32 protein-coding genes are annotated in these 25224 nt (G+C 34.9%); 2 read left to right on the top strand and 30 right to left on the bottom strand.

Features of this window, described 5'->3' with window-relative positions:
- Positions 1-451 precede the first annotated feature (451 nt).
- The 12 genes from PQG54_RS10995 to PQG54_RS10940 form a co-directional block, all read right to left on the bottom strand.
- The gene (locus tag PQG54_RS10995) at positions 452-895 is read right to left on the bottom strand and encodes an LSm family protein (protein WP_271790530.1); all 444 of its coding nucleotides are present in this window, start codon (positions 893-895) and stop codon (positions 452-454) included.
- 36 nt (positions 896-931) lie between these two features.
- Positions 932-1429 carry a phage fiber-tail adaptor protein gene (locus PQG54_RS10990; protein ID WP_271790531.1) on the bottom strand — a complete coding sequence of 166 codons (498 nt, stop codon included), beginning with the start codon at positions 1427-1429 and terminating at the stop codon, positions 932-934.
- Between the two features lie 10 nt (positions 1430-1439).
- A complete protein-coding gene (locus PQG54_RS10985; protein ID WP_271790532.1) occupies positions 1440-3104 on the bottom strand; it encodes a hypothetical protein in 1665 nt (554 codons plus the stop codon).
- A gap of 269 nt (positions 3105-3373) precedes the next feature.
- Complete coding sequence (locus PQG54_RS10980) at positions 3374-4741, bottom strand: hypothetical protein (protein ID WP_271790533.1); 1368 nt, start codon at positions 4739-4741, stop codon at positions 3374-3376.
- Between the two features lie 9 nt (positions 4742-4750).
- A complete protein-coding gene (locus PQG54_RS10975) occupies positions 4751-5461 on the bottom strand; it encodes a DUF2612 domain-containing protein (RefSeq protein ID WP_271790534.1) in 711 nt (236 codons plus the stop codon).
- Positions 5454-6881, bottom strand: coding sequence for a baseplate J/gp47 family protein (locus tag PQG54_RS10970; protein WP_271790535.1), 1428 nt, complete (start codon positions 6879-6881; stop codon positions 5454-5456). Before PQG54_RS10970 ends, PQG54_RS10975 begins: the two co-directional genes overlap by 8 nt.
- On the bottom strand, positions 6868-7215 hold the full coding sequence (locus PQG54_RS10965) for a hypothetical protein (protein ID WP_271790536.1): 348 nt from the start codon (positions 7213-7215) through the stop codon (positions 6868-6870). Before PQG54_RS10965 ends, PQG54_RS10970 begins: the two co-directional genes overlap by 14 nt.
- Positions 7216-7277: 62 nt before the next feature.
- Positions 7278-7460 (bottom strand): YqaE/Pmp3 family membrane protein, encoded by a 183-nt coding sequence (locus PQG54_RS10960; RefSeq protein ID WP_271790537.1) that lies wholly within the window; start codon positions 7458-7460, stop codon positions 7278-7280.
- Positions 7461-7557: 97 nt separating this feature from the next.
- Complete coding sequence (locus PQG54_RS10955) at positions 7558-8289, bottom strand: Gp138 family membrane-puncturing spike protein (protein ID WP_271790538.1); 732 nt, start codon at positions 8287-8289, stop codon at positions 7558-7560.
- Entirely contained in the window at positions 8286-9344 is a 1059-nt protein-coding gene (locus PQG54_RS10950) for a hypothetical protein (RefSeq protein WP_271790539.1), read from the bottom strand. The genes PQG54_RS10955 and PQG54_RS10950 overlap by 4 nt, the downstream gene beginning before the upstream one ends.
- Entirely contained in the window at positions 9344-9661 is a 318-nt protein-coding gene (locus PQG54_RS10945) for a phage baseplate plug family protein (protein ID WP_271790540.1), read from the bottom strand. Before PQG54_RS10945 ends, PQG54_RS10950 begins: the two co-directional genes overlap by 1 nt.
- Before the next feature lie 21 nt (positions 9662-9682).
- Positions 9683-10333, bottom strand: coding sequence for a phage baseplate protein (locus PQG54_RS10940; RefSeq protein WP_271790541.1), 651 nt, complete (start codon positions 10331-10333; stop codon positions 9683-9685).
- A 145-nt stretch (positions 10334-10478) separates the two neighbouring features.
- On the opposite strand from PQG54_RS10940, the gene PQG54_RS10935 reads away from it, so the two are divergent.
- Both PQG54_RS10935 and PQG54_RS10930 read left to right on the top strand, forming a co-directional pair.
- Complete coding sequence (locus PQG54_RS10935) at positions 10479-10970, top strand: hypothetical protein (RefSeq protein ID WP_271790542.1); 492 nt, start codon at positions 10479-10481, stop codon at positions 10968-10970.
- A 91-nt stretch (positions 10971-11061) separates the two neighbouring features.
- Complete coding sequence (locus tag PQG54_RS10930; protein ID WP_271790543.1) at positions 11062-11556, top strand: hypothetical protein; 495 nt, start codon at positions 11062-11064, stop codon at positions 11554-11556.
- On the opposite strand, the gene PQG54_RS10925 is transcribed toward PQG54_RS10930, so the two are convergent.
- From PQG54_RS10925 to PQG54_RS10840, 18 genes are all read right to left on the bottom strand, one after another.
- The gene (locus tag PQG54_RS10925) at positions 11546-13678 is read right to left on the bottom strand and encodes a hypothetical protein (RefSeq protein ID WP_271790544.1); all 2133 of its coding nucleotides are present in this window, start codon (positions 13676-13678) and stop codon (positions 11546-11548) included. The two genes, PQG54_RS10930 and PQG54_RS10925, sit on opposite strands and share 11 nt — an antisense overlap.
- A 135-nt stretch (positions 13679-13813) precedes the next feature.
- Entirely contained in the window at positions 13814-14413 is a 600-nt protein-coding gene (locus PQG54_RS10920; protein ID WP_271790545.1) for a hypothetical protein, read from the bottom strand.
- A 133-nt stretch (positions 14414-14546) separates the two neighbouring features.
- The gene (locus tag PQG54_RS10915; RefSeq protein ID WP_271790546.1) at positions 14547-15065 is read right to left on the bottom strand and encodes a phage tail fiber protein; all 519 of its coding nucleotides are present in this window, start codon (positions 15063-15065) and stop codon (positions 14547-14549) included.
- Position 15066: 1 nt separating this feature from the next.
- Entirely contained in the window at positions 15067-16566 is a 1500-nt protein-coding gene (locus PQG54_RS10910; RefSeq protein WP_271790547.1) for a DUF3383 family protein, read from the bottom strand.
- A 175-nt stretch (positions 16567-16741) separates the two neighbouring features.
- Positions 16742-17056 carry a hypothetical protein gene (locus tag PQG54_RS10905; protein WP_271790548.1) on the bottom strand — a complete coding sequence of 105 codons (315 nt, stop codon included), beginning with the start codon at positions 17054-17056 and terminating at the stop codon, positions 16742-16744.
- A gap of 108 nt (positions 17057-17164) precedes the next feature.
- On the bottom strand, positions 17165-17524 hold the full coding sequence (locus PQG54_RS10900) for a hypothetical protein (RefSeq protein WP_271790549.1): 360 nt from the start codon (positions 17522-17524) through the stop codon (positions 17165-17167).
- 127 nt (positions 17525-17651) lie between these two features.
- Positions 17652-18323 (bottom strand): hypothetical protein, encoded by a 672-nt coding sequence (locus PQG54_RS10895; protein WP_271790550.1) that lies wholly within the window; start codon positions 18321-18323, stop codon positions 17652-17654.
- Positions 18280-18690 carry a hypothetical protein gene (locus tag PQG54_RS10890; RefSeq protein ID WP_271790551.1) on the bottom strand — a complete coding sequence of 137 codons (411 nt, stop codon included), beginning with the start codon at positions 18688-18690 and terminating at the stop codon, positions 18280-18282. Before PQG54_RS10890 ends, PQG54_RS10895 begins: the two co-directional genes overlap by 44 nt.
- A 28-nt stretch (positions 18691-18718) precedes the next feature.
- A complete protein-coding gene (locus PQG54_RS10885) occupies positions 18719-18904 on the bottom strand; it encodes a hypothetical protein (RefSeq protein WP_271790552.1) in 186 nt (61 codons plus the stop codon).
- Positions 18905-18916: 12 nt separating this feature from the next.
- A complete protein-coding gene (locus tag PQG54_RS10880; RefSeq protein ID WP_408869481.1) occupies positions 18917-19432 on the bottom strand; it encodes a phage neck terminator protein in 516 nt (171 codons plus the stop codon).
- Positions 19433-19520: 88 nt separating this feature from the next.
- Entirely contained in the window at positions 19521-20294 is a 774-nt protein-coding gene (locus PQG54_RS10875) for a LysM peptidoglycan-binding domain-containing protein (RefSeq protein WP_271790554.1), read from the bottom strand.
- Between the two features lie 239 nt (positions 20295-20533).
- Complete coding sequence (locus PQG54_RS10870) at positions 20534-21115, bottom strand: phage neck terminator protein (RefSeq protein WP_271790555.1); 582 nt, start codon at positions 21113-21115, stop codon at positions 20534-20536.
- Positions 21115-21678, bottom strand: a complete 564-nt coding sequence (locus PQG54_RS10865) for a hypothetical protein (RefSeq protein ID WP_271790556.1) — start codon at positions 21676-21678, stop codon at positions 21115-21117. The genes PQG54_RS10870 and PQG54_RS10865 overlap by 1 nt, the downstream gene beginning before the upstream one ends.
- A gap of 151 nt (positions 21679-21829) precedes the next feature.
- On the bottom strand, positions 21830-22258 hold the full coding sequence (locus tag PQG54_RS10860; protein ID WP_271790557.1) for a hypothetical protein: 429 nt from the start codon (positions 22256-22258) through the stop codon (positions 21830-21832).
- A gap of 152 nt (positions 22259-22410) precedes the next feature.
- On the bottom strand, positions 22411-22839 hold the full coding sequence (locus PQG54_RS10855) for a hypothetical protein (RefSeq protein ID WP_271790558.1): 429 nt from the start codon (positions 22837-22839) through the stop codon (positions 22411-22413).
- An 18-nt stretch (positions 22840-22857) separates the two neighbouring features.
- A complete protein-coding gene (locus PQG54_RS10850; RefSeq protein ID WP_271790559.1) occupies positions 22858-23730 on the bottom strand; it encodes a dimerization/docking domain-containing protein in 873 nt (290 codons plus the stop codon).
- An 8-nt stretch (positions 23731-23738) separates the two neighbouring features.
- Positions 23739-24152 carry a hypothetical protein gene (locus PQG54_RS10845; protein ID WP_271790560.1) on the bottom strand — a complete coding sequence of 138 codons (414 nt, stop codon included), beginning with the start codon at positions 24150-24152 and terminating at the stop codon, positions 23739-23741.
- Positions 24153-24290: 138 nt separating this feature from the next.
- The gene (locus tag PQG54_RS10840) at positions 24291-25184 is read right to left on the bottom strand and encodes a hypothetical protein (protein WP_271790561.1); all 894 of its coding nucleotides are present in this window, start codon (positions 25182-25184) and stop codon (positions 24291-24293) included.
- Positions 25185-25224 lie beyond the last annotated feature (40 nt).

Raw genomic sequence — 25224 nt, 5'->3', positions numbered from 1 at the left:
CATCGAAAATTGATAAAATACAGACTCAGTCGGCGATTTACATTGTAAATCAATCTCCGTCGTTCCTAAACAACCAGACGGTAAAATAATAATCTTACCACCTTCAATCTTGCTCGAATTATTAAAAACCATTATTCGTTCCTATTGTAAATTATTATGTTATAAAAAAAACCGCCCCAATTGCTTGAGCGGTTTATTAAAAAAATATAATATATGAAAATTAATCATCTATATGCCTGATAAATCAAACATAAATATACCCCATTAATCGTAAATAAATGGTTGCCACCACAATCTGTTGGTCATTTTTATCTGAAAAATTAAGGGGACCAGCATATCGCATAAAATATGCAAAATTTTAAGATAAGGTCTTTAAAATGATGATAAAGAAATAGTATCTTAGTACTTATTCTATCATACTTTGTCAAAATTACACATAGTAATTTCTCTATCATCCAGCCAAATTACTATCCGAACCACGCATCAATACACCACCATTTAACCATGGACCACCATCACCAGGATCAGAGGTTGGTAATACCTTAAATGCCTCCGCCAATGATTTCTGCATCGCTGTGGGCGCAATAGTTCCTAACTGCGTAGGATCACCAGAGGCAATTCTGATAAACCCTTCATCAATCCATAATGAACGCCCATCAGAAGGATCGGTGCGAGGCATAGCCTTTGTCGCTTGCTCTATAATAAGTAACGCTACTTCCGGAGCTAGGTCACTAAAAGCTGCTTTGTAGATACCCTGCTCATTTCCATTCAGAGTTCTCAAAATAAGAAATTGATCATTAGATAATATCATGTTTGTTTTTTGAACAACTTCAACAGCATCTGAAGATGTCTCGTTGCAGCTATTTTGTTCACAAAATTCAAGATTGCTAACCATACAGCAATCTTTTTTGTTTTTTTTAGTTAACATTGTTTATACCAATATATATGAATTTTTATTATTAATAAAATAATAACCATTAACTGCTAGTGCATTTGAAGAAGGTGCAAAATTTGGAATTTGACTTGTTGTATCAAAGACTATCATTTTATAGTTTGTATTGTTATTCGTATCGGCAATAAAGCCATAAGTCGGCAAAATCATCTCTTGAATAAACTCATTTCCTTGATTTGTATTAATGATAAAAGTTAAATAAAATGAAAGACTTTCGCGCCCGCCAGAAAGAAAAGCAGTTAAAGATTGTTGTCTAAAAAAAGACGAATTAATTTTTAGCTCAATACGATTACATATAATTTTGCCATTTATAATAACTTCGCCATTATTTAATTGACTAGAAAAGTCAATTGAATAATCTAAATGGGAAACAATATGTTTTGCTGGAAAAGTTGAGATTCCTTTTTTATTTTTAATTCGCTTAGGAACTGTGTAAATCCGTAATGGATTTGCACTAAAACTGGATAAAAGTTCCATAATATTACACCTATGTAATGTCAAAGTTAGGATTGATAGATTTGTACTTCTCTGAATTTGTTGATTGTATTTTGACTTTGTCTAAAGTACCATGATTATAAATTAATGAATTACCAAGAAACTTTTGAACATTAGCAGCCATTATTAAAACATTTATAAAAGGTTTTATAATACCGTTTATCGTATATTTTTCACCACTTAAATCAACGATCCAAGATGAACCATCCTGATCTGCAGTTATCCCTACCGTCCCTTTTGCACTGATCGTAACTAATTGTTTGTTAAGGATGTCTTCATATTGTTTTTTTAGGATATCTTCATAGTTTACTTTATAATCTTTTTTATATTGCTCTTCATATTTTGAATATAAATTATTATTATCTTTATTTAATATGGGGTCTGCAAAATAATTGGGTCTTCTAAAAACTAAACTTGATGAATTAGTCTCTCCTGCACCAAACATAAAGCTTTTACCTGAATGACATTGTTCACCAATAATACAACCATTAAACATAAAATTATAACCTGATTCAGCCCAACCAATATTATTACCAAATGGTGAAAAATCTAATAGTGCTGAATGCGCTATTTTGAATTCTATAGCATTGAACAAAACCGTATAAGCATTAGCAATACCATTTAATCCACACCATCTAATATATGTTGTTGTCCAATAATCCTTTGGCTTAGCATGACCATATTTCCAACATAAAATAATATTTGGTCTTCTTAATCCTATCGCATCCAATGTGGCTTTGTCCGCAGAGTAAAACATTGCACCATCAACAAGAACTTCTTGCAATTTATTCTGATAGATATTCCACAAATCTTCATCTGGACGTTTACCCAACTGATAAGGAGCAAAAGTAATATTTCTTGTACCCATACTAAGATAACCAAAATTAATACTGTCAGGATTAGTAGTTTGCTTATCTTCTTCTGTATATATTTTTCCTGGTAATGTATCTATATTCCACTGTTTAGTCTCTTTATCTATCATCTTGTCAACATCACCGTACCCTATCCAATAATGATCATCTTGATCTGCTAAATAAATAATAATATTACCCACAGAAGGAGAAACTGTAATTGCTTTATCAATCGTTTTGAATGGCTTCTGTAAAGAACCATCACCTATTATATCACTCCCTGTTGACCAAGATACGTACTTATAATTTGTATTTTGTGCCGTAAAAATGGCTAATTCACCATTATCATTATAATAAAGAGTTGCACCGTCTTTTTCTTCAATAACTGGATATCGTCGCCATCCATTTTGTACACTAGCTAAATTTATCTTATTCTCATTAGGATTGTTTGTATTTCCATCTTGAACAGATATCCATAATACCCAAGGCTTGGACGAATCATCCCCTTGCAGGACTTGTCCTTTTGAATATCCACCATTTTTCTCAACTAATGCTTGATTAAAACTTGGCACCCCACCAGCTTGTGTCCATTGAATAGCTTGTGTTATTTGGTACAAAATCCCATTATGATCCTGTCCCCAAGGGGGAACACCACCATTAATCACCGATTTCATTGTAATCTCTGGAAAGCCTGTTTGAATATCAGCTTTGCCATTTGCGATATCTGCACCATTATCAGGCACGTCAAAGCGCTGCCCATTTTCTGCCCATTTTGACAAAAAGGGCCCAGGTCTCGTTATAGACATATAAAAACCTTATTTAATATTGATTATTTACTTTGAGTTCAGCCGCAGCAGCCTTTAATTAAATACCTGCATTTCAAGTGATTTGAATCTCAATACACATTCATATCCAATTAAAGATAAAGGATATAAAAAAAGGAAATGCTGTCTATCGACTAGCATTGAAAATAGTTATTTGAATAATTTAAATTTCAGTTATTGTATTTTTTCATAATATCGCCTCTATACTTAATAAATTTTAAGTAATAGTGGGATTCTTAATCTAATAATTTTTAATCAAATACCAAATCGAAATTCGTATTCAGACCATTTGGGTAATAAATAGGTTTGTCTTGATCTTTATTTAAATATCCAATTATTTTCATATCAAAATTATTATAACTCGACCGTTTTTCTAAATAAGCACGTGAATTATTACCTTGTAAGTAACCAATATCACGCTCTGTTAACTCTTTAACCCAAGTCCAATCTTCATCAGTAGATGTATTAATATTTACAGTACCATTTTTTAAATTGATAAATTGATTTTTATTTCCTTCTATCAAACAATGGTCAAATTTAATGTCATAAGTAATACTATTTTGCCAACCATTAAACCAATAGTCTAAGTAACTTACGTTTGTAAAAATGCATCCAACAAACTGGTAAGTTATTTGTGGAGAAAAAGGAGATGCACCATTCATCGTAAATCCATCTGGTATTTTTTGAGTAGCGATAAAATTAAAGCCGTAAAAATCTACATTACCGCCATTTCCAGAAAATAAACCTGGATCATATGTATTTGGTATTACCGCACCTTTTTTTATATTAATATTTACCTGTACCCGAGGATAGTTTTTCATCAAATAAACTGAAAAGAAATATATATGCTCAACAAGAATATTTTGCAAATCTGTAATCGTTTTATCATCATCTGCAAACCATGGATAAAAAACAACGTTTTTTCTACTAATATTCCAAGAGTCTAGAGTAAAAATATCTGAATGCCACATATATATATTACCATTTCCACCATCAGGAATAGCATTGATTGCATCCTGTGGATGAATAAATGGCTTTTCTTTACTACCATTTGCAATTTTTTTTGCCTGCTCTTCATTACTTTTGTCAGATAATCTTACATATAAGTTTGTTTGAGCCCCTGCAACTTTGGTGAGGATACGAAAATCACTATCAAGATAAGAAATGTTATCTGGATCTTTGGACAAAATTGTTTTAATTGCCCAACCATTTCCAAGTCTGGTTCCATTCCAATAACTATCTATGTTTGTACTATTGTCTGGGTTTTCTAAATTTCCTTCAACCATATTAACGTATGAAACATAAGGATATCGAGTAGATCTAAGCTCAGCACCAAGCGGGTAACCAATCATTTTATTACATAGACTGGCATTAAATACAGGCATTCCGCCAGCTTGCTCCCACTGAATATCTTGAGTAATACGATTTAAAATTCCATTATGATCCTGTCCCCAAGGTGGAACACCACCATTAAGAACAGATTTCATTGTAACCTCTGGAAATCCTGTTTGTATATTTGCTTTACCCATTGCTGTATCTGAAACACTATCTGGTACGTCAAACCGTTTTCCATTTTCAGCCCATTTTGATAAATATAACTTAGGTCTTGTGATAGACATTTGAAAACCTCACTTTTTTAATAGAAAATCGACTTTTAATTCTACCCCTGCGGGTTTAAATAAAATTCCTGCGTTTAAGATAATGGCAACTTCATCGCTGCTTAATATCCAATTAAAGATAATCGTCATGCTCATATCCTGATTATCTTGGACATAGACTTCGTGAAGGTTTTTCCCATTTTCGTCCTTTGTGCCGAAAATCATCATAAGAAATTTGTTAAGATCAGAAGCTGTATAATTACTAATATTAGACGCTGCTTTCGCTAAGATTAATTTTCGAAAATTCTCATCGCTGAAAGTAATTTCACTTTCCAACTCTTGGAAATCTCGAAAATTACCAATCGCCGTCCTACGGTCTTCATAGTCTGTTAAACGATCATTATATCCCGTATCATCATGATATGGTCGGGCTAGTAACATTGTTTCTTCGTTAAATCCCCAAAAGAACCCTGTAAAAGTCTTAACCGTTCGATTAATACCAACAATATTTCCCCAAATATTTAAACCATATCCGTTTGCACAGTCGATATGCCAAATATTTCTATAAAAATCTTTAAAAAAACCACAAACTTGTATGTTATCTCCCCAAAACTCAATTAGCTGCAAAATTATCGGTGAGTTTGCATATTGTGCAATTACGGTTACTTTGGGATCAAGACAAACAGGTGCATCATCTGAACAACATTTTTTTGAATCTGAACATAATATATTATCAGTCATCAAAATTCACCGTAATATAAGATTTATCTAAAGAAGGAATTTCATTAATTCCTACTTTTACCTCATTACCAGAACCACCATCTCGACCAATCAATAATGTTCTTATTACAGCCCAATTTCCCAGTTTTTGAATAGGGGAATAAAAATTCGAAGCATAAATTACAGATCCTATGCGTGGTCTGACCGACCCATCGCCGCCTTGAAATGCTTTAAAAACTGCATCTTTCACCTGATCTCTAGCATCTTTAGGCGCAGAGGGAGACCTGGTCATAGATATATAAATTTGAATTGGCACTGTTGTGGCATAAAAATAAGTAATATTGTATTGTGGTGGATTACTATAAAGTGAATTACCAAGATCATCTTTACTATCGTCAAAAATAGTAACTGTATGACTGTTTGGCTTTTGTGGATATGTTAGATTCATCCCACAACCAGGTGGTTTTTTCCTCCAAATAGCTTTGGCAATTGCTTGTTCATTTTCATAACCTCCTGATGCAGCTACACACACATAAATTGAATGCGGTTCTAAAACAACTGAACCAATAGTTTTAGAAATACTCTCAGAATTTTCGGTTACATATGCGTCTTGACAGATTGGAATATTCTTACGGATGTTACCATTGTGATCTTGTTCTTCATATACAGAATTTAAAAGCTCCGCCATGATACTATCAACACTATTGACTGAATTAACAGCCACAGACAACCGACGTCTTTGCTCAAATTGTGCCTGACTTTCCGTGTCGGATCCAACTTCTCCATCTTGTTCATTCGTAATGCTTTCCCAACCCGGAATGACTTGGTATCGCTCTGTTAACTTGCGAGCGGGACATGAAATTGCCCCGTCCTCAACACATTTAAACGTTATATAAACACAGCTTTCTTTTGACGTTACAGGGTTATTATGTTCATCCAAAACATAATTATTATGTTCATCAAACACAGGTACGTCTTGATCTATAATTACAGCATCCTCACCTATAGATTCATAAAGATTACCCAACTGATCTTTAACTTTTGTTCCTACAGGGATGACTGTATTGACTGCCCCACTACATTTACCAACAACCCGAGTAGCGGACGCTTTTCTGCGTTCGATAAAGTAAATACGTCCGATACCATCTTGCATACGCCCCATTGCATAGTTCGGATCAACTTGGTTCACATAATAAGCTAATAACCGATTACGATCAGAAATTATCGCCGCCCATGCTGTTGCAAGCTGCCCTTGAGGAGTGGATAAGAGCAACTCTTGGCGCTCATTTGTAAATTTTAGATCCTTCCCAAACGCATTTTTAAAATCTTCAATAACCCAATTAAGAATTGTACTTTCTTCTGGTAAATCAATTCCCCTAGGTCCAAATGTTAATTCTTGAACATTGGTCTGTATCTCTTTTTTTTCACTAATAGACGACATTAATCATTTCTCCGCTTTTGCTAGTTATAAAAATATTTCCGTGCAAGACACGAGAACTGTCGATATACATATCAATATCGCTACGGAAAACATCATCTACACCATTCACCCGGTTTAATAATACATTGCGAATAAGCCCAAGATTACTGTTAACCCCTAATGTTTTTGCAAAATGAGGTGTTCCTTGGGAACGGTCATACCATCCTTCTCCCTCAAACAATTTAATCTCATTTGCAGCCTGTTGTGCAATAGAATATGGTGCTTCACAAACAGCAATATTACCGTTAAGATCCAACGTTAAATCCCAGTCTTCTGTTAATAATAAATCCATCATTTTTACCCAATAAAAAAGCCACCTTAGTAGGTGGCTTGTTATTCTTAATATTCTCAATAAACCTATTGATATTTTTTTAACTTTTGATCAGTACGCCAATTACTTAACGCATAAACCGCCCAAATTGCTGCAGGAATCCAACCTATTAGTGTAAATTGTAATAATAAACAAAATATTCCCTGGAAAGGCTTTCCGATTGTAAAAAATACAGTAAAAGGTAATAAAAGAGCCAGCAGTAATCTCATCAATTTTTCCTCTTATAATAATATAATTTCATTATTATATGGTATTAATAAGCTTAAAAATCAAGTCTACTCCATGTTTATTATCAAACTTTTTAAACTATTGAGGTCCTGACGTAGGGCTACCATTATTACCATTACCATGTACGTGCGTTGTAAATGCAATATCTTTAATTGTTGCCTCTGTCGATATTTTAGCACTCCCAGCCACATCAAGATTACCTACAATGTTAACATTCCCTAAGATATTAACATTAGGAGCCTTCAAAGAAATATTCTGACCATTAATACTCACAGTTCCAATACAATTAATCGTTGTTTCTTCATTATTATCAACCAATATTTTTTTGGCTTGAAGTGTCGTGTTATCATTATCTTCAACTAATAAATTCTTTGTATGAATAGTGATATTTTCTTTTTCGATTTTTATATATGTTTTTGGCTCTTCGTATAACAAAGATGCAATATACATCCCGTCAGACATTGAATGTTTCCGCAAACTGGCTGGTTTTGTTTTTTCCTTGCTTTGCACCACATCAGAAATATCTCTAGACGCAAAAACTACTAATCCTTTATCACCAACCTTAGGTTCTACAATTAATCCATAATCCCCACCTTGTAATCGTGCATAAGGAATGCCAATAATCGGTGCATGTTCAACCGCATTTCCTTCATTATCCAACATATCAACCATCGGCATTACATCTAATGTATGATTAGGATAGACCTGAAGAACGGTCACTGGCATTGCTGTGGAAACACTGCTTAAGGCATTATCAATAATCCCCACCAAAGTGTTTAAGCTACTATTCCCTTTATTTGGATTAATCATTTACTTTTACTCTCTTTCGCGCGCTCTGTTTCCGTTTTATTAGATACTCCAATCGTTGTGAGCCAAGATCCGTTCGGCGTAAAGCAGGACAATTCATGTTGCATCGAAATCATATATTTCCATAATCCATTTGCTGGTATGTGTCTGGATTCCACATAAATCTCTTCGCCAAAAGTAATTGCGCCCGTAAAAATAGATCTTACAGTAATGCCATCATTCGCATAAGCAGGATAGCCAACCATTCCTGTTGTATGCGAAAAAATCCTTGGGGATACTTTTTTTGTTTGCTCTTTATTCTTACCTGATTGAATCATCCCGTCATTCAAAGATTTATCCATTGGCCAAATGTAAATTAGACCATTATTCACACCAAAACGAATATGAGCATCATTGGCACATTTACGTATTTGTTCGATCACATCTCCACTATAATTTGCATTATTCAAATGTGCTTTGACGCCAAAATTTTTAAAAGTTAAATATAATGTATCTCCAGGTTTCAATGATGATTTACGATTATAATTATTGATAATAGATTCTATAATTCCAGCAACGTCGCCCTTTCCCCTGAATGACAATGATTTTGCCGGCACTAAATTCAATCCACCCAATGACATTGCCCGAATATGAAAAATAACTTCTGGAGCAGATCCATAATCAGTATAAGCAACACTGATACCACCGGCAAAAATTTGTGTATATGTAGGGTTTTCAGGATCACTTCCGTTCGTACTGGCATAAATAATTAAAATATTTCCTAATGCCTGTGGACTTTGCTGATATTGTCCTAATCCTGTTAATGCATTGGCCAATTCTTGATTGACATTATAAATACTACAATCACATTCTGGTAAGCTACTTCCACTATTATAAGTGATAGATACGGTTGCTCTTAGCTTTTCTACAACGGCTTTTCCTTGTTTTTCAGCAAAATAAGTTTTATTGCCTTTTTTATCAACGCCGCCGATAAACTCAAATTTTAAATATCGTTTAGTAAATGTTGAATGAAACTTTTGTGTATTTTTATTAATTGCATTGCTATTTTCTTCTGCCATTACATTCCTATCCCGTCATCATCACCTTCGGCCAAATAATATAAAAGATATCGTGAACCAAACCCTGTATATGTGGGATGCGTAAATCCTTCTTGATCCACGAACATTAAATCCCCAGGAAAGTTAACATAAGCCGAGCGTACCAAACGCACACGATCCAAACATAATATCCCCGTTAATACAGGATCAACCCCATCATATATATCCATAAAAACGCCTGCATTCCCTTTGTCCATCAGACGGAAACTGTACATTGTTCCATCAAAATTAGACGAGAACTCTTGCGCATCAATTGCATTCAGAGAAATTATTTTCATGTTAATGATTCTACTTTTGTATTATTGAGTTTTACTGGCCGCTTGTTGTTGGCTACCGGATGGGGCATTAGTTGCTAATTGCCCCTGATCTTTACTGTCTGAGAAAAAAGGTACAGGATCACCCAACCCCGCCATATTGACGCTGACCATGACCTCTTGAAATGTAATCTGGTATTGTATTAATTGAGTCCCTTGACTGGAACTGCGATTAACGGAATAGCCTGTAATTTTGATATTAGGCATTACTCGTTCTGCGGTATGTAAATTATAAAATATAATTTCCTTTTGCGCTTTCTCTAGTGCTTTTTCAAAATAGGCACGCTGCTTTTCTGTTCCCGTAGAAACGTACGTCACTTGACCTTGGCGTGGTTGCTCAACCAAGTTATAAGGGATTTGATGTCCTTGCTCGATTGGAGCGGTGGTTATATTATAGTTTTTGTTATAATTTAACGCGGTCACCCCGCTTTCTGCTAAGGCATTTCCGCTATAAAAAGTAAATTTTTTATTGAATAACTCAATATCTGCGCGGTTTAATCCATTTTCGTAAAAAGCATTACCATTAGCATCGAAAATACCAAACCGAGAGTTCGAGTTAATCAGTTGGTTCAGTGCCTTCCACCCTGCACTTTGCGCATAGGAACCCAGAATGCTCCCCACCCCTATTTTTGCCATCTGGCCCTCCATAAAAAAAGCACCATCAAGGGTGCCTGTTTATTCAATATATTGTTTATTAAAGAAAGAAATCACTATGGAATTATTCCACTGTTTTTTTAACTATGGTAAAAAGAAATACATAAATTATACGAGAAGATCGATCATGAAAAAACTTATCCTTACACTTGCTCTTTTATCCGCACCTGTTGTTGTGCATGCAGAGGAACAAAAGGTTAAAGATGCCTCCATACAACTGCCACAAAAAACGTTTGATGCAGCCGTGAATGCGTTAACCCCTGCATATTGCTCTCTTGACATCTCTTCCAGAATTTCCAAATCCATTGATGTTGTTCGGGATTGTTATAATAATACTCGAGAAGCCTCTCCTGAAAATGATATTTGTGTATTCGAAGATCAAATACTCAAATCCCTTGTGGATACCTATCGATATAGACTTGAACAAATAAGCGATGATGATCCAACCGCTGGAATTAAATTTATTTCACGATACTCTATCGCAACACGTTATGCTAATAAAACGAGTAATTTTCATAGAAAGGACTTAAATATTGATCAAAAATTCAATTATTTCCGCAATAGAGTTCATGAAGCTTTTGATGTTTTAAACGAGAGATGTAAAAAACTTAGACAATAACCCCTCTGGCTCCAACATTGATCGCATCGCCAGTCATCATTGCTTTGTTTCCCATCAAATTGACTAAGATTATTATACAAAAGGTTTCCCTATGATAAAAAAACTTATCCTTACACTTGCTCTTTTATCCGCACCTGTTGTTGTGCATGCAGAGGAACAAAAGGTTAAAGATGCCTCCACACAACTGCCACAAAAAACGTTTGATGCAGCCGTGAATGCGTTAACACCCGCCTATTGCTCTCTTGACATCTCTTCCAGGATTTCCAAATCCATTGATGTCGTTCGGGATTGTTATAATAATACTCGAGAAGCCTCTCCTGAGAATGATATTTGTGTATTCGAAGATTCAATACTCAAAGCCCTTGTCGATACTTATCGATATAGACTTGATCAAATCGGCGATGATGATCCAACCGCTGGAATTAAATTTATTTCAAGATACTCTATCGCAACACGTTATGCTAATAAAGTACATAATTTTCATATAAAAAACCTAACGTCAAAGCAAAAACTTCATTATTTCGATGATAGAGTTTATGAATCATTCGATGTTTTAAACGAGAGATGTAAAAAACTTAGGCAATAACCCCTCTGGCTCCAACATTGATTGCATCACCAGTCATCATTGCTTTGTTTCCCATTGCAGAAGCAACATTTTTCCTTAAACTGGATGGATCTTGTAAAATGCTGCCATTAAAATTCATATGAAAGATTTGATGATTGGTAATATTTTGGGTAATTGTTTGATTCCGTTTTGCCCATTCAATATCCATTCCATTTGATGCCATAGGTCGGTGACGCGTTTCAGGATGTTGGTATTTACCATCCAACGAATCATTGAGATTTTTGGACGGTCTGCTTATTTCAGCAGGTTTTACCAAATCTTTGACATTGTCTGGGGGGGCATGTTCCAACACTCCTCTGTTCCCTTTTGATTCCTTAGCATTGGCTTTACCTGCACCCGCCGTCATCCCTATACCAACAACACCAGCCGCTGCCGCTGCCGCAGTGGCTGGTCCAGATACTGGCAAAGTTGCAAGCACCATTGCCAATCCACCTATTATCATCAGATAAGGGGCGACCTCTTCAAAACCTTTGTTAAATTTTTCAAGACCGCTATTGACCTTGTCAACCATACCTTGAGCATCTGCACCCAACTGTCCGATATCCCCCTTGGTGACTGGTGGCTGATAAGGAACTCCTAAATTTCCCATTGATGCATGATACGATGGATCAACTTTGTAATCTTGGTTCGGTGATGCCGTATTAGCCATCCCGTGTTCTGGGGTTGGTTTAGCACCCCCAGCCACAAACATTCCACCCAAAATAGCAGCAAGCGCAGAAGCTGCAAAAGAACTGGCCATACCAGCAGCCCCTTGGGCAGCACGTTGTGGCTCTGGGCCACATGGACAACAACATCCAAATCCACCCATACCTCCGCCCAAACCAGCACCAGGACCACCAGAACCGCCACCCAATAATTTTTTAATACCCCACAGCCCTAAAATAGCAGCCAAAGCACTTTTAAAATCCATCACTACTTCTACAGTTTTGATAATCCCAGAGGTAAAAGCAGCAACTGCATTCACAATGGCAACCGCTTCTGGAAATTGCTTAAGCATTTTTTGTTGCCAAATGGCCAAATTATCTAACAACTCTTTGCTCATTGCTGCACTTTGTGCATGACTGGCCCTCCATGCATCATCGGTTTGTCCTTTGATTGTAGAAGTATCTGAGTTCCCCTTTAAAGTTGGAGCATATCGTTGAGCAAAATCTCTAGATTTGTCATACAAATCGTTTAAACTACCATTTGCATTGCCCTGCAACGTATCTTGATCGCCTTTCATTAAATTTTGTAAAGGAATATTAGGATCAACATATTGATCCAATTTTTTTTGTAATGCAATCTTATTTGTTGTTGGATCGTTATATGCAATCCCTATCCCACGCACAAATTCTTTAAATAATATTGCAGGATCTGCATTTTTATCTTTTAATAACTTTGCAAATTCTACATTATGTTTAGCTGCCTCTTGAATAGCTTGATTATTCTTAAATTTCTCTATATCTTCTGGATCTGTGCTGTTCCTGCTATTTAATAAACTAAGCACTCTGATTGCTAATTGTTGTGATGCAGCATCTGAGGCTCCACCTCCATTTTTAATCATTGATGAAACTGTTAAAAACTGCTCCTGACTAACATTGGCACGTTTAATATTCCCAATAACATCGGTTGCTTTGTCCCCTTCTGCATATAAATCAGAAATACTCATAAAACGATCTGTAACTTTACGTATCGCAGAGGCAAAATCATCAAAAGTCATTTTTTGTTGTTTGACTAAATTATTATACTCATTAATCGCTGCCAATCGTTTTTGATCAAAAGCAAGACCTAATTGTTGGGTTTTTTGATCTAATGCTGTCGTTGTGACAGTCTGAGAAACGGGCTTGCCATCTTTAAATGTAGTTTTAGTGACCTCTTTATTCATCTGTGCTACTGTATTTTGCACAAACCCCTGCATTTGTGTTTGCGCAATTACTACAGCTTGTTTTACTGCACCTTCGAAACCATCACTTAGTTTAATTTTTACTGTAGAAACTGAATTTCCAAAACCACTAATAGCAGTTGATAAATTACCAATTGCTGTCGTTAATGGCAATAAATCCATCGTAACTTTTTGTGGTTCAGAATTATTAGTTGTACTCATTGTTTATATTCCGTTTTGCTTGCTCATAACTAACGACTTCGTTATAATTATTAATCATAATAATTTCCAAAAAATCGTATAAATCTTGAACCCCGTAAATGGTTTTCAGATCATTCAGCGTCGCAAAACCAGAGGCTACGACTTGGCTGATGGTTTGAGGGACGTTTGGGGTGTATCGGATGACTGATCGGTCACTGAGTCCATTTGGCTGAGAAATTTGCTCAAATGACGCTTGGCGCCGTTGGTAAAAAAATCTGTGTGCAGTTTAAATACCTCCCGCTTTAATCCAAAAATAGTTGACGCTTCTTCGATATATTGTGTTGGATTATTTAATACAGGCTCTGTTATTTGGCTTTGTCCTGGATTTAAATAAATCGCACAACATTGTAATAACGGGTCACTGACCACACGCAATTCATCATAAGGCAATTGAAAAAACATCGATGCAAAATAAATCGCTAGACTTTCAGTCGCTTGATTAATAGCTGCTTTACCTTCTTCACGATCTTCAACCACTTCTTCTAACGATTTATCTTCATTTACTTGTTGAACATAAGAGTAAACTAACGGTAACAATACCGATAAATCTTGAGCCGTTGCATTACGTAAAATCGCATTAATCGCGCGCTCTGCCCATGCTTCGGTATCAAAAGCAGACATTTCCGTGATTTTAAAAAGTTTCCCTTGGTCTCTACCTTTTTCTTCAATTTTAATATCAATTGAACGACGTGCCATCTGTATTTCTCCAGTAAAAAAGGCACCTGTGACGGTGCCTGTTTGTGTTTGATTTTAGAGTTATAATAAATAATATACCTAAACGAAACAAAATATCAGTAAATAGGAGTTCACCCCTATTTACTTTGAAACCTTAAATTTCTAATGTTTCATCCACAGATTCAAAGCGGAATTTACAAGCAATCGGTTGCAAGATTTTCGCATGCGTTGGAATAGATTGCCATTCCAACCAATAGCCATTATTCAACGCAAAGGTTTTCCCTTGTGAAGGAATAATCATCGTGCCATTAAATTTCATGGTTTCACGTTGCACTTGCATGACTTTCGCTAATGCTTGTAACGTTGCCAATGAATCAGAAGCTGCAATAAAAGTAATCGTCAACTCAACGGTATTAGCAGTTGCTAAATACCCACCATAAAGGTTCCCCTCCATAGAGGTTTGCGTTTCCACCATATTTTGATGAGAAAAGCTGAATGGATTGTCAGAGGTCATCCCTTCAAGACTTAAAGGCACACCAACCAACGGGGAAACGAACCCTGTTGCTGTCGATCCAAGACCGACAGCGTCTGCTGCACTATTATTAACCCAAGGATTAGATGCAATTAATGTCAATTTGGTATTAACTGCGGTAATTGTTCTACTAGCTGCCATGTTACTGAATCTCAATGCTGTTCATGTTAATTTGTTGGACGGATTGTCCGTCTGTGTACCAAAAATCAATTGGTGGAGAACCACGTTTTACCCGAGTTTGTGGCGTAACCGATGCCATATCAACTCTAAGATAATAGCCAACTGCGGTAATATTATTAATTTGAGACTGATTTAATCCTGCTTGTTTCAATTCTTGAACTTGTTGATCAGACAAACTAATCCCTGGACGAATAGCCCCAAAGTTTAAGTATTGATCAATTGCAGGTTTAATCGCTGTGGTTAAAATCCCTTTACCATCGGTATTATATGGAATCTGACCTTTGGACAGCATTGTCAAAACAAAGTAATATTGGAACTGACGACGCATCCATACTTGGCAAAACCAGCTATCCAACCAAATATATTGACCTGAAATTTTACCCTCATACATAAAGGTAAAGTTACTGGTTGCAGAAGCCCATAGACCGTAAAAATTATAACCTTTTTCTTTTAAAAGTAGTGCTTCTTTTTCATCATTGACATTTGCTGTTAACAAAGTATTTCTTCTGAATGCTGCGGTAAAGCGACCATCTGTTTTTGTTAGATCCCACGCAGCTGGATAACCCGCAATAAACGCACAAAGTTCAAGGTTATTATAAACGCAAACAACCCCTTCATATTGATCCATTACATTTTCAGCAAATGAAAGATCTTTTATCGTTTGACCTTCTGTTAGCTTCTCATTGATAATAACACAAACATCATCTTTCATAGAATTAGCCCATTTTGCTAATTCTTCTCTCTCCTCTAATGTAGGTGTCCAGCTTAAGAATACAGAGCAAAATGATAAATTAGTTTGACGAATAGTATTTAACAATTTTGTTAAAGAGTTATTGTTGCTAGCTGAAGAAACTTGAATACCGTCAGCAGAAGTCAAACGTAAAGCATCACCCAAAGATCCAGAAACAGTAATCTTTGTATCATTAGAGCCTTCGGCAGTAATGACAATTGCTCTATTGGCTGAAGAATATGTAATAGATCCAACAGCATTGTCACTACCAAATAATGCGGCACTCATGATAGATGCGGCATCACTGAAGCTTTTTGCTCTTCTTAAATCAATTGTCTTTGGTCCATAAGAGTTTGAACCAATAGACACGGTTAGTTCACCTTCAAAATCACGCAACTCTTGCAATGTAAGACGACCAAATAAACTGCCACCGATTAAACTTGCTGGTACGCTACCAGTATAATATGGAGCAATATATAGCTGTTCAGCAACACGATCTGAATTCGTAAAACCAGAAAAGTAAACATTAGCTAATGTATATTCTTGGCTTTTTTCTCCAAATAATTCACTAACTTGGTTAATACTCGTAAAAGTTGTTGTTTGATTAGCAGCAAGCGCTTTATTCGTTTCATCTTGTTTAGTTAACATTAACCCAAACAGGTTATTTCCATTATTCCCGACGTTTAATACGCCAGGATTAATCTTTACAATATTATTTAAAGGTATAGACATAAAATTCTTAATCCTTACTTTATTTTGGATTGTTATTTAAATAAAAAAGGACATATAAATATGCCCTCAGTTTCACAACGGATTTAAACCCGAAATCTTTTAATGATTTTTCCAATAAAAAAGGTATCTTTTCATAGATACCTTTTCCATAATTATCAGTTAAATCAAAAGATGATTAAAAATCAGATAACGCGACGCGCTTCCATTTATTATTTAATACACAAACATAATGATAATTTTTATCATCTTTAAATTCACCCACCGTGCATAGTGCAGAAGAAGAGGAAGGCGTTGATAATATTCCAACAAATTGTTTTCCAATAACTTTAGGTGCAGAGATTTGATTAGTTAATGTAGCTGTTTGACCATAATACCCATTTACACCGCGAATATTCGCACCACCCACAACCTTACTACCAACAAATAAATCACCTCTTGTATCAGCTTTCCCAGCGGCTTGATCTGCATCAGTGAAATTCCCTAAATCCAACAATTTCTTAAAGGTAAAAAATAAAAAAGCACAATATATTATAATATATTGTGCTATACATCTCTTATCTTATACAATTATTAAAAAAATTATTGTTGAAATTCTTTTTTATAATTTATTTTTCTGATCGACATTTAACGCTTTTTGAACTTTCATATAATAAACAAAAGCAGCACTGACGATTGCTAAAGAGGGTGTTAACGTGAACAGAGAAGCAAAAAGGGTTAATCTCGTTTGGTCGGCTGGATTATTCACATTTGGATTCATAAATAGATACCAATAGGCACTGCCCCAACCAATAACACATATAATAACCAATGTTATCAATGATGGTATTTTACTGACTTTGAAGGCTTTCAACTGTGACGATTTAAATGGAAAAGTCAATAATGCGATGACGGCACCAATAGCGATAATAAAGCCCAAACCACCGATGATTCCGGCTTTGAAAATTACAACTGAATCCATAGGAGATCCTTTACTTTATATCAACTTCGATAGAATGATTGTAATAGGATTCTAAGTTAAGCACAATAAACTTTTATCGGTATCGAAAGCAGCTTTTCACAAATGATTTCATGGCTGTGTGTTATCTTTATTGCACACCAAGCGCTTTTTTAAAATCATCAAACTCACCTCTTAATGATGCTTTGCGATCTTCAATTTTACCTTGTTTTTCACTATCATCACCAAACCCTCTGAAAACGATCGAATCAATACAATTTTTTCTAAAAGGGCTTACCGAAATTGCAAATATCCCCCAATCAACAGGTGCCTCATAATAAAATGGAGCACCATCATGTAACGTATCTGGAGGTAAAAATATCATATGAAAAGGTTTTTTAATTGTATCAATTGCAATGCAAGAATCTTTGATTATACGAATATCCAATATCCCCACCACATCAGGTTTTGTTGATATATTTCTTATTTCGATCATTAACATTGTACCATCTTTCGTCTGATATGGTCCACCTTTATAAAAAATGATATAGGGTGTAGTAGAACGCTCAAGCGTATTATTGAAAAGTTTTTGTAAGCTTTCTATTGGTATTTTAGAACTTTTAGGAATAAGCTTTAATAATTTTACAAGATCAACATCTATCTGTATTGTCTTTTTCAAAATAGGATAATACTGATTTGTTGTTGCTTGCAGCTCGATTGGATAAAATGGTAGTACGATTATGAATAAATAGGATTTATTTAATCTTATTTTGTAAAGCTTATTTTTTACAATCACTAGTATCCGCATGATAATATTCAGCATAAGAAATACCCATATTCGTAGTTTCATAACACTTGTAAACATGCCCAATCGTTTTAAGAGCTTGTAGTATATTACCTGTTTTTAGCATCTTATCGTAAGCTTGACTATACAAAACCGCAGTCTTTTTACCAGCAGTAACGCCTATTTTATAACAACCCGTTTTATTAATTTCATTTATTATTTTAATATTATTAATTGTTGCATATGCTTCTCCATTAAAAACATCACGTCGGCTTTTTGTTGGATGAAAAATATGTCCTAGTTCATGTGCTAAAGCTGTTACAATATCTTCAGCATTACCATAAAGATTTTTATTGATAAAAACTACACTATGTTCATTGTCAGTTATACTCCGATCACTATACAAAAATTGCCATCCTTTTGCTTTTACTTCCCTAAGCTGTTTGTTGCATCGTAGGGGAAAAAGCTGCAATACGATCTACATCGCGACCTAGACCCGTTTCAACGGGGGTAATATTTAAGACCTCGGTATAAGCGGCACATTCCTCTGGAAATAACGGAAAACTGTCTTTGGTAAATCTTGGTGGAATGGGTTTTAAAGCTTCTTCTTGTCCTGCCATGATAATGCCGCCTTACTCTTTATTATCAACAGAATTTACCTGCATAGCAATCATTTTAGCGCTGTCTTGGCACATTCCAACTTCTGTATGATATTCAAAATGCGCATCAACAATATAACAATCAGCATATTGTTGATCATCATCCAAATAGGGCATATTTTTCATATCGTCACTGTATAATGGAAATAAAATATTGCTATATTGTGCAAATTGCTCACTCGCCCAACTGTCATTAAATCTTATTTCAAATGCTTTGGCCATTTTATGCGATTTGATCGTTGGATTGCCATAAAATTCAATTGAAACAATCACCTCACAAACTTGATGAATAATTTTGTGCTGATTAGTATATCTTGTTTGACTATACGAAAGCGTTCCTTCTCTTGAAGATTGTATTAAAATATAAGGCGTTTGAGGTGGAGATACCCTATTGCTTAATCCATTCACAATAGATAATTTTTCACCTTTAATCGGTATCGCTTTACGTATAAATTTAGCAATAAGATTATATAACTCTTCTTGATCGATCGTTTCTAATTATAGAAGATCTTCATCTTCTGTTCCATAGGCCACAACCTGACCGTTTATTTGTTTTTGATTTTTCATCAATGACCCGTCATTCTTTATTTATCGAAGCATAAGCATAGCGCAGTTTATATTTATAATTGCGATCCCCTTTGGCATTATATTTCTTTGCTATACTTGAAAAATTAATCGCTTGCCATCCTGTGATGTATTTTTTGACTGTTGCTTTTTTATATTTTAATTGCATTCCAGTATGTAAATGATGCTGGTTAATTTCTGGATTTAATTGTTTAAGCACTCCAATAGTTGTATGGTGAGACAACGCAATTTTATTTAAATTATCCCCTGCTTTAACAGCAATAATATGTTCAACATCATCATTAACGATTGTTTTATAACCAAATTTCGCATGGCGCATTAATAAATAAGTCACTCCAGCTTGAATATTTAGCTGTGGGTTTTGTCGTATTTTATGTTTATTGTTCACGGTTAAGTTAGGTTTATATTCAGGGGGAATAATCAACTCTGCTCCCTCACTTTGAATATGTAATTTCCCATTTTTTAACCAAGTTTTCTTGATATGTAATACTGCCTTTAACCCAGCATCACCATTATTCCCAATTTGCATAGGTCGTAAACGCCATGCAGAATTTTTATGCCCACTTTCTGTCCATATGATTGCCTTGACCAACCGCCAATCAAGATCATGATAATTGGAGGTTGGATATTTCTTTTTAAGATAGTGATTAAATGTATCAACAATTTGACGAATATCAGCATCATACTGATTTCGCATTTCATTCGTTTGGGAAAAACGATCTGAACAATGAATATGACATGCAGCAGGCATGCCATCATAAGACATGTCCAGCCTCTTTTAGTTATAAAACGATAAAAGATTTATCAACAGCGCAATAAAAAAGGCCTTTATCAACTTATTAACCAAGTTTAAAGACCTTGCTCTGCATATATGGATTTATGAAATAAACGCAATAAAACCATTGTGGAATTAATATAACATCTTTATACAAAAGAAGCAAGCCTAAGAACGGTTATTTCTAAAATTAATTCTGATTATTTAAGAAAACATAAACAGCAACCAACCTAAGAGGCTGGTTTTGTTTGCATCTGTAACTCTTTGGCACTGTCTTGGCACATTCCGACCTCGGGATGATATTCAAAATAGGCTGTAGCACTGTAACAATCTGTATATTGGTCTTCCGCATCAATATATTGGTTATTGTGCATCTCGTCACTATAGAGTGGAAAAAGAATATTACTAAACTGTGCAAATTGTTCACTAGTCCAACTATCATTAAAGCGCATTACAAAAGACTTAGCCATCTTGGATGCTTTAATTTTATTTGCACCATAAAAATCAAACTGTATGGTTAATTGTGTAATATTTCGAATAATTTTATGTGTATTCGTATATCTTGTCTCACTAAAAGATAATTGTTCTTCGTGTACCATTTGAAACGACACATATGGAGGTTTAGGAGTGGAAATCCTATTTTCTAAGCCATTAATAACGGTTAATGTTGTTCCTTTGATTGGAATGGCTTTATGTATATATTTACCAAGGATACTGTATAATTCTTCTTGATCTATCACATTTAATTCGGGGAAACCCACATCTGGCGATGCAACCGCGACCACTTGACTATTTTTTTTATTATTAGGCATTAATCTCTCTCTTTAACATTATCGCTATGTTCAACAATTTCAGGATGAAGTTCAAAATAAGCGTCTACGGAACATCTATCTTCCAATTGATCTGTTATACCCAAGCAAAAAGGTTTCACCCGTAAGTTATTGCTATAAAGCGGAATAAACGCTTTGCTATATTGCGCAAATTGTTCAGTCGCCCAACCTTTATTAAATCTGGCCTGGAAAGCTTCAGCCAGCTCTATTGAACTTATTTGTTCATTCCCGAAAAAGAGTATATTCATCATGACTTCTGATTGAATCAGTGATATTTCCTGGTTATCCACGATGTAAGTCTTTAATTCTGGTAAATCATAAATATCTTCGATACATAATAAGATAAAGGGGCGTTTAGGGATAGAAACTCTTAAACTTGTCCTGTTCGCAATCGTTAGATCAATATCTTTGATTAAAATGACTTTCTGTATAAATTTTGCGACAAAATCATACATTTCGCTGTAATTTAATAGTTTTAACTCTGGCAAATCTCCGTTTTTAGGAGCTTTGACCATAACTTTTGATAAGTTATTTTTTGTATTCATTTTTTTTTACCTTATAGATTTGTTTATTAAAATAAAAAAAGATGGCCTGTAAAGGACCATCTTTTTCCTGCGCATTAGCATTTGAAGACACACAAAATAACAGAACCACAAAACAAAAAAATCTGACCATCATATTCCCAACAATAAAAATCTATCGAACCATATCACAGTCAAAATTTTCTTCCGACGTTTGTTTTGTGTCTTTTTGTCTATGATATTCTTCCACTGATTTATAACCAGTCAAAGTCCAGTGTTCAAATACACTATCCTCTGAATCCATAGGCTCTTTATAAAATTCAATAATTTTAATTCTACAATATTTACTTGGATTTTTGATTAAATAAACAATCCTTTTACCCTTATCATCAAATTGCATTTCCAATATTTTATAAGTAGAGCGTTTGCAAACGGCAAAACTAGAAATCCATTCTATGGTCTTTGTTTTTATATATAAATGTCCATAACAGACACGACCGTGCCCTTCGAAAACACCTGTAAAGGGTATATTTTTTTCTTGTGCATTTGCATTTATAGAAAAAAAGGATAATATCACAATAATCAAACTAAAATATTTTAACATGTTATACTTTTAATAAGTTAACGGACATCCTAATGAATCTGTACTTTGATTTTTAAAATCAGCCCTTAATGCGTACCCCGTTGCATTTCAAGAATAACGATAACCTTCAACACGCTGCAATTCAATTATTTTAATATCATACATCAATCAACCTAATCCACAGATATCATAGCACAACCAAAACCATCAATCGATCTTTTCTTGTATTCATCTATTGTTTTATACGCAATAAGATTCCACCATGTATATGGAGGTATTCTCTCAGATGATTCTGGGTTTCCAATAAATTCAATAACTTTCATTCCACAATTTTTACTTGGTTTTTCGATTAAATAAACAATCCTTTTACCTTTATCATCAAATTGTTTTTCCAATATTTTGTAAGGAGAAATTTTACAATTATGGTAATAACTAATCCATTCTATAGTTTTTGTTTTTATATATAAATGTCCATAACATCCACTACCACTACCCATAACAAAAACACCTGTGAAAGGAACATCATTTTCTTGTGCATTTGCATTTATAGAAACACAAAGTAACAAAGTCATCACAAATATATAACAGAAACGCTCAACCATCACACCTCCGAACAAAAGTTATTTAATAATCTTATTCAAAACATAATCTAATTTTATAGCATAGTTTTTATCACCGCGATTATATCTTTCTGCAATATCTTTTGTTCCCATCTTACGCCAACCAGTAATCACAACTTGTCGAGAAGCAGGTACAACCAATATCTTGTCTCCAAGATGTAGTATCTTAGCTTTTGGATTGTGTTTTACCATTGCCTCTGTTGTGCTATGATATGTTGTGGCAAGTGCTGCCAAACTGTTATTTGTCTTATCTTTCCCTACCAATACAATAATGGGTTTGCCTTTTGGATCTTCAACACTTTGATCTTCGAAATTTGCCGTGCGCATTAAAAGATATCCAATCCCTGCCGCAATATTATATCTTGGATTGGTTCTGATCGCAGCCTTGTTGTATTGATTTAATATGTTTGTTAATTCTGGCGGAATAATCAAGGCACCATGACCTTTAGCAGCCAATAAATCATCTAACCCTGGATCTGTTGATTTACCAATTTGAATAGGCATTGTTTTCCATTGTACATGTTTTGCACCTGTTTCAACCCAGATCATGGCTTTGATCGTCAGCCAATCTAATTTTGGATAATCTTTATATTTAGAAGATAGATGTTGATTATAAATATTCACCGTTTGTTTGATATAGGTATCATAAACATCCCATTTAGGATCACCCACTGCCCTATCAATTGTATCTTTCCATTTATCAAGCCCTGTCGATGTATCTTTTACGACTTTTGGTGCTGTTTTCTTTGAATTTGTGTTCTTTTTGGAATGATTTTTATCGCCAACAACAGGATGTTGATTCGATGTTTTTCCTGTAGATGGATGAGATTTGTTCCCTTTTCCTTTATGATTGTTTACTCTGTGTTTTGCCATTGAACAAATTACTCCACATAATCTTCCAGCACCGCATCGTCATCTTCTGGTTTATCGAGCTGCGCCACCACGGCAACTTTGCACCAATCAGAGTTCTCCCATGCTTCCAAGCGTTGCACAACCAACCAGCGTCTGCCGTAAAATTCCAATAAGTCACCACCAGCTCCACGCACACGATCAATGCCAAATGCTTGTCCATTCACATAAACGACTTTGCGTTCGCCTTGTTGGTTCAAAAAGTGAGAATGGGTTAATTTATCCCCTGGCACAGATTGAATTTGTAATTCAACTTGAATGGGGTCTTCGTAAATCGGCTTTTGTTGAGTTCCTTCTAACTCATATCCTTTGGATCGATACAAAGACCCCATAATGTTGGGATTCACAACCCCAATCATTCCTCTAACTAACTCATGAATTTTCATGATCGTTTTCCTTTTATTTTGTGCATCACAACATCTTATTAAAAAAACCTGTCCTCGTTTTTTAAACAAGATGAAAGGCTGTAAATTTCAAACCATAAGAAATTTACAGCTTTTTTTATTCATTAGCGTATAGAAACGCTATTTAATCAATTGATCGGAATCACTATAGGAATAAGTCATTTTTCCTGTTTTAATATCTAGAGTTGCTTTAACAATTGGAACAATCAACCCTGTTTGTGTATAATAATCTCTTTGATAATAACGTGCATCATCGAGACCACTTTGACCTTGATCGTTCACCATGTAAAAGAATGTTTGAATAGGAAGCTTTGCCGGTTCTGCGACCAAGTTGTTCACTGTTAAAGGTGCCACATTAATTAATAACTCATTATAACTATAACTCCCTCTAATAGCTTGCAGTGATTGTTGAGCTTTTAATGCTTCATTAAATATATTGGCTGTATTTGTTCTGACATTTGATAAATCAAAACCGCATTGATGACGCAAGCGATCTGAACCATTATCAGGGATAGAGGTGAAATGATTAATCCATGATGTTGCTGTATCAATTCCCTGATCTTGACAAGCTTTACTGGCGGTTGGATATGTAGAATGCTCGCCACATCTTAATATTCTACCATCTGTCCAGCCATCTACAGGAAACATACATCTTGCCTCATCGCCTGTTTTTCCTTTTGGAACAATCATTGAAGGATAATAAATCAACCCCAAAGTTTTGTTTTGAAAAGCTTTATCAATTGGAATGTCCCGTCTTATATACATAAAAGGAATGCCTTTTTTCGTATAAGATTGATAGCTTGGGTCCCAAACATGGTAACTCGTAGAAGCACTGGTAAAACGAATTAAATTTCCTGAACATAAATAAGCAGGTTTATCACTTGCGCCACAATTTTTGACAATTTTATTATAATTAGCTGTTAAATCCTGTGCAACATTAGCATCTGCTTGCTTGACAAACCCAGCCGCAGACACAATAACAGCCATTAATGAAATTACGCGAAGAAATTTCATATGATGGTATCCTTAAATTTTTAATGAAAAATACTTATAT

Source organism: Commensalibacter communis (assembly GCF_947179015.1).
GTDB lineage: Bacteria > Pseudomonadota > Alphaproteobacteria > Acetobacterales > Acetobacteraceae > Commensalibacter > Commensalibacter communis.
The sequence above is the reverse complement of the archived record's forward strand: the minus strand, read 5'-3'. Positions and strand labels throughout refer to the sequence as shown.

Coding starts and splice junctions, on each gene's coding strand:
- PQG54_RS10995 (WP_271790530.1), bottom strand. CDS start 895: ATGGTTAGCAATCTTGAATTTTGTGAACAAAATAGCTGCAACGAGACA.
- PQG54_RS10990 (WP_271790531.1), bottom strand. CDS start 1,429: ATGGAACTTTTATCCAGTTTTAGTGCAAATCCATTACGGATTTACACA.
- PQG54_RS10985 (WP_271790532.1), bottom strand. CDS start 3,104: ATGTCTATAACGAGACCTGGGCCCTTTTTGTCAAAATGGGCAGAAAAT.
- PQG54_RS10980 (WP_271790533.1), bottom strand. CDS start 4,741: ATGTCTATCACAAGACCTAAGTTATATTTATCAAAATGGGCTGAAAAT.
- PQG54_RS10975 (WP_271790534.1), bottom strand. CDS start 5,461: ATGACTGATAATATATTATGTTCAGATTCAAAAAAATGTTGTTCAGAT.
- PQG54_RS10970 (WP_271790535.1), bottom strand. CDS start 6,881: ATGTCGTCTATTAGTGAAAAAAAAGAGATACAGACCAATGTTCAAGAA.
- PQG54_RS10965 (WP_271790536.1), bottom strand. CDS start 7,215: ATGATGGATTTATTATTAACAGAAGACTGGGATTTAACGTTGGATCTT.
- PQG54_RS10960 (WP_271790537.1), bottom strand. CDS start 7,460: ATGAGATTACTGCTGGCTCTTTTATTACCTTTTACTGTATTTTTTACA.
- PQG54_RS10955 (WP_271790538.1), bottom strand. CDS start 8,289: ATGATTAATCCAAATAAAGGGAATAGTAGCTTAAACACTTTGGTGGGG.
- PQG54_RS10950 (WP_271790539.1), bottom strand. CDS start 9,344: ATGGCAGAAGAAAATAGCAATGCAATTAATAAAAATACACAAAAGTTT.
- PQG54_RS10945 (WP_271790540.1), bottom strand. CDS start 9,661: ATGAAAATAATTTCTCTGAATGCAATTGATGCGCAAGAGTTCTCGTCT.
- PQG54_RS10940 (WP_271790541.1), bottom strand. CDS start 10,333: ATGGCAAAAATAGGGGTGGGGAGCATTCTGGGTTCCTATGCGCAAAGT.
- PQG54_RS10935 (WP_271790542.1), top strand. CDS start 10,479: ATGAAAAAACTTATCCTTACACTTGCTCTTTTATCCGCACCTGTTGTT.
- PQG54_RS10930 (WP_271790543.1), top strand. CDS start 11,062: ATGATAAAAAAACTTATCCTTACACTTGCTCTTTTATCCGCACCTGTT.
- PQG54_RS10925 (WP_271790544.1), bottom strand. CDS start 13,678: ATGAGTACAACTAATAATTCTGAACCACAAAAAGTTACGATGGATTTA.
- PQG54_RS10920 (WP_271790545.1), bottom strand. CDS start 14,413: ATGGCACGTCGTTCAATTGATATTAAAATTGAAGAAAAAGGTAGAGAC.
- PQG54_RS10915 (WP_271790546.1), bottom strand. CDS start 15,065: ATGGCAGCTAGTAGAACAATTACCGCAGTTAATACCAAATTGACATTA.
- PQG54_RS10910 (WP_271790547.1), bottom strand. CDS start 16,566: ATGTCTATACCTTTAAATAATATTGTAAAGATTAATCCTGGCGTATTA.
- PQG54_RS10900 (WP_271790549.1), bottom strand. CDS start 17,524: ATGGATTCAGTTGTAATTTTCAAAGCCGGAATCATCGGTGGTTTGGGC.
- PQG54_RS10895 (WP_271790550.1), bottom strand. CDS start 18,323: ATGCTGAATATTATCATGCGGATACTAGTGATTGTAAAAAATAAGCTT.
- PQG54_RS10885 (WP_271790552.1), bottom strand. CDS start 18,904: ATGGCAGGACAAGAAGAAGCTTTAAAACCCATTCCACCAAGATTTACC.
- PQG54_RS10875 (WP_271790554.1), bottom strand. CDS start 20,294: ATGTCTTATGATGGCATGCCTGCTGCATGTCATATTCATTGTTCAGAT.
- PQG54_RS10870 (WP_271790555.1), bottom strand. CDS start 21,115: ATGCCTAATAATAAAAAAAATAGTCAAGTGGTCGCGGTTGCATCGCCA.
- PQG54_RS10865 (WP_271790556.1), bottom strand. CDS start 21,678: ATGAATACAAAAAATAACTTATCAAAAGTTATGGTCAAAGCTCCTAAA.
- PQG54_RS10860 (WP_271790557.1), bottom strand. CDS start 22,258: ATGTTAAAATATTTTAGTTTGATTATTGTGATATTATCCTTTTTTTCT.
- PQG54_RS10855 (WP_271790558.1), bottom strand. CDS start 22,839: ATGGTTGAGCGTTTCTGTTATATATTTGTGATGACTTTGTTACTTTGT.
- PQG54_RS10850 (WP_271790559.1), bottom strand. CDS start 23,730: ATGGCAAAACACAGAGTAAACAATCATAAAGGAAAAGGGAACAAATCT.
- PQG54_RS10845 (WP_271790560.1), bottom strand. CDS start 24,152: ATGAAAATTCATGAGTTAGTTAGAGGAATGATTGGGGTTGTGAATCCC.
- PQG54_RS10840 (WP_271790561.1), bottom strand. CDS start 25,184: ATGAAATTTCTTCGCGTAATTTCATTAATGGCTGTTATTGTGTCTGCG.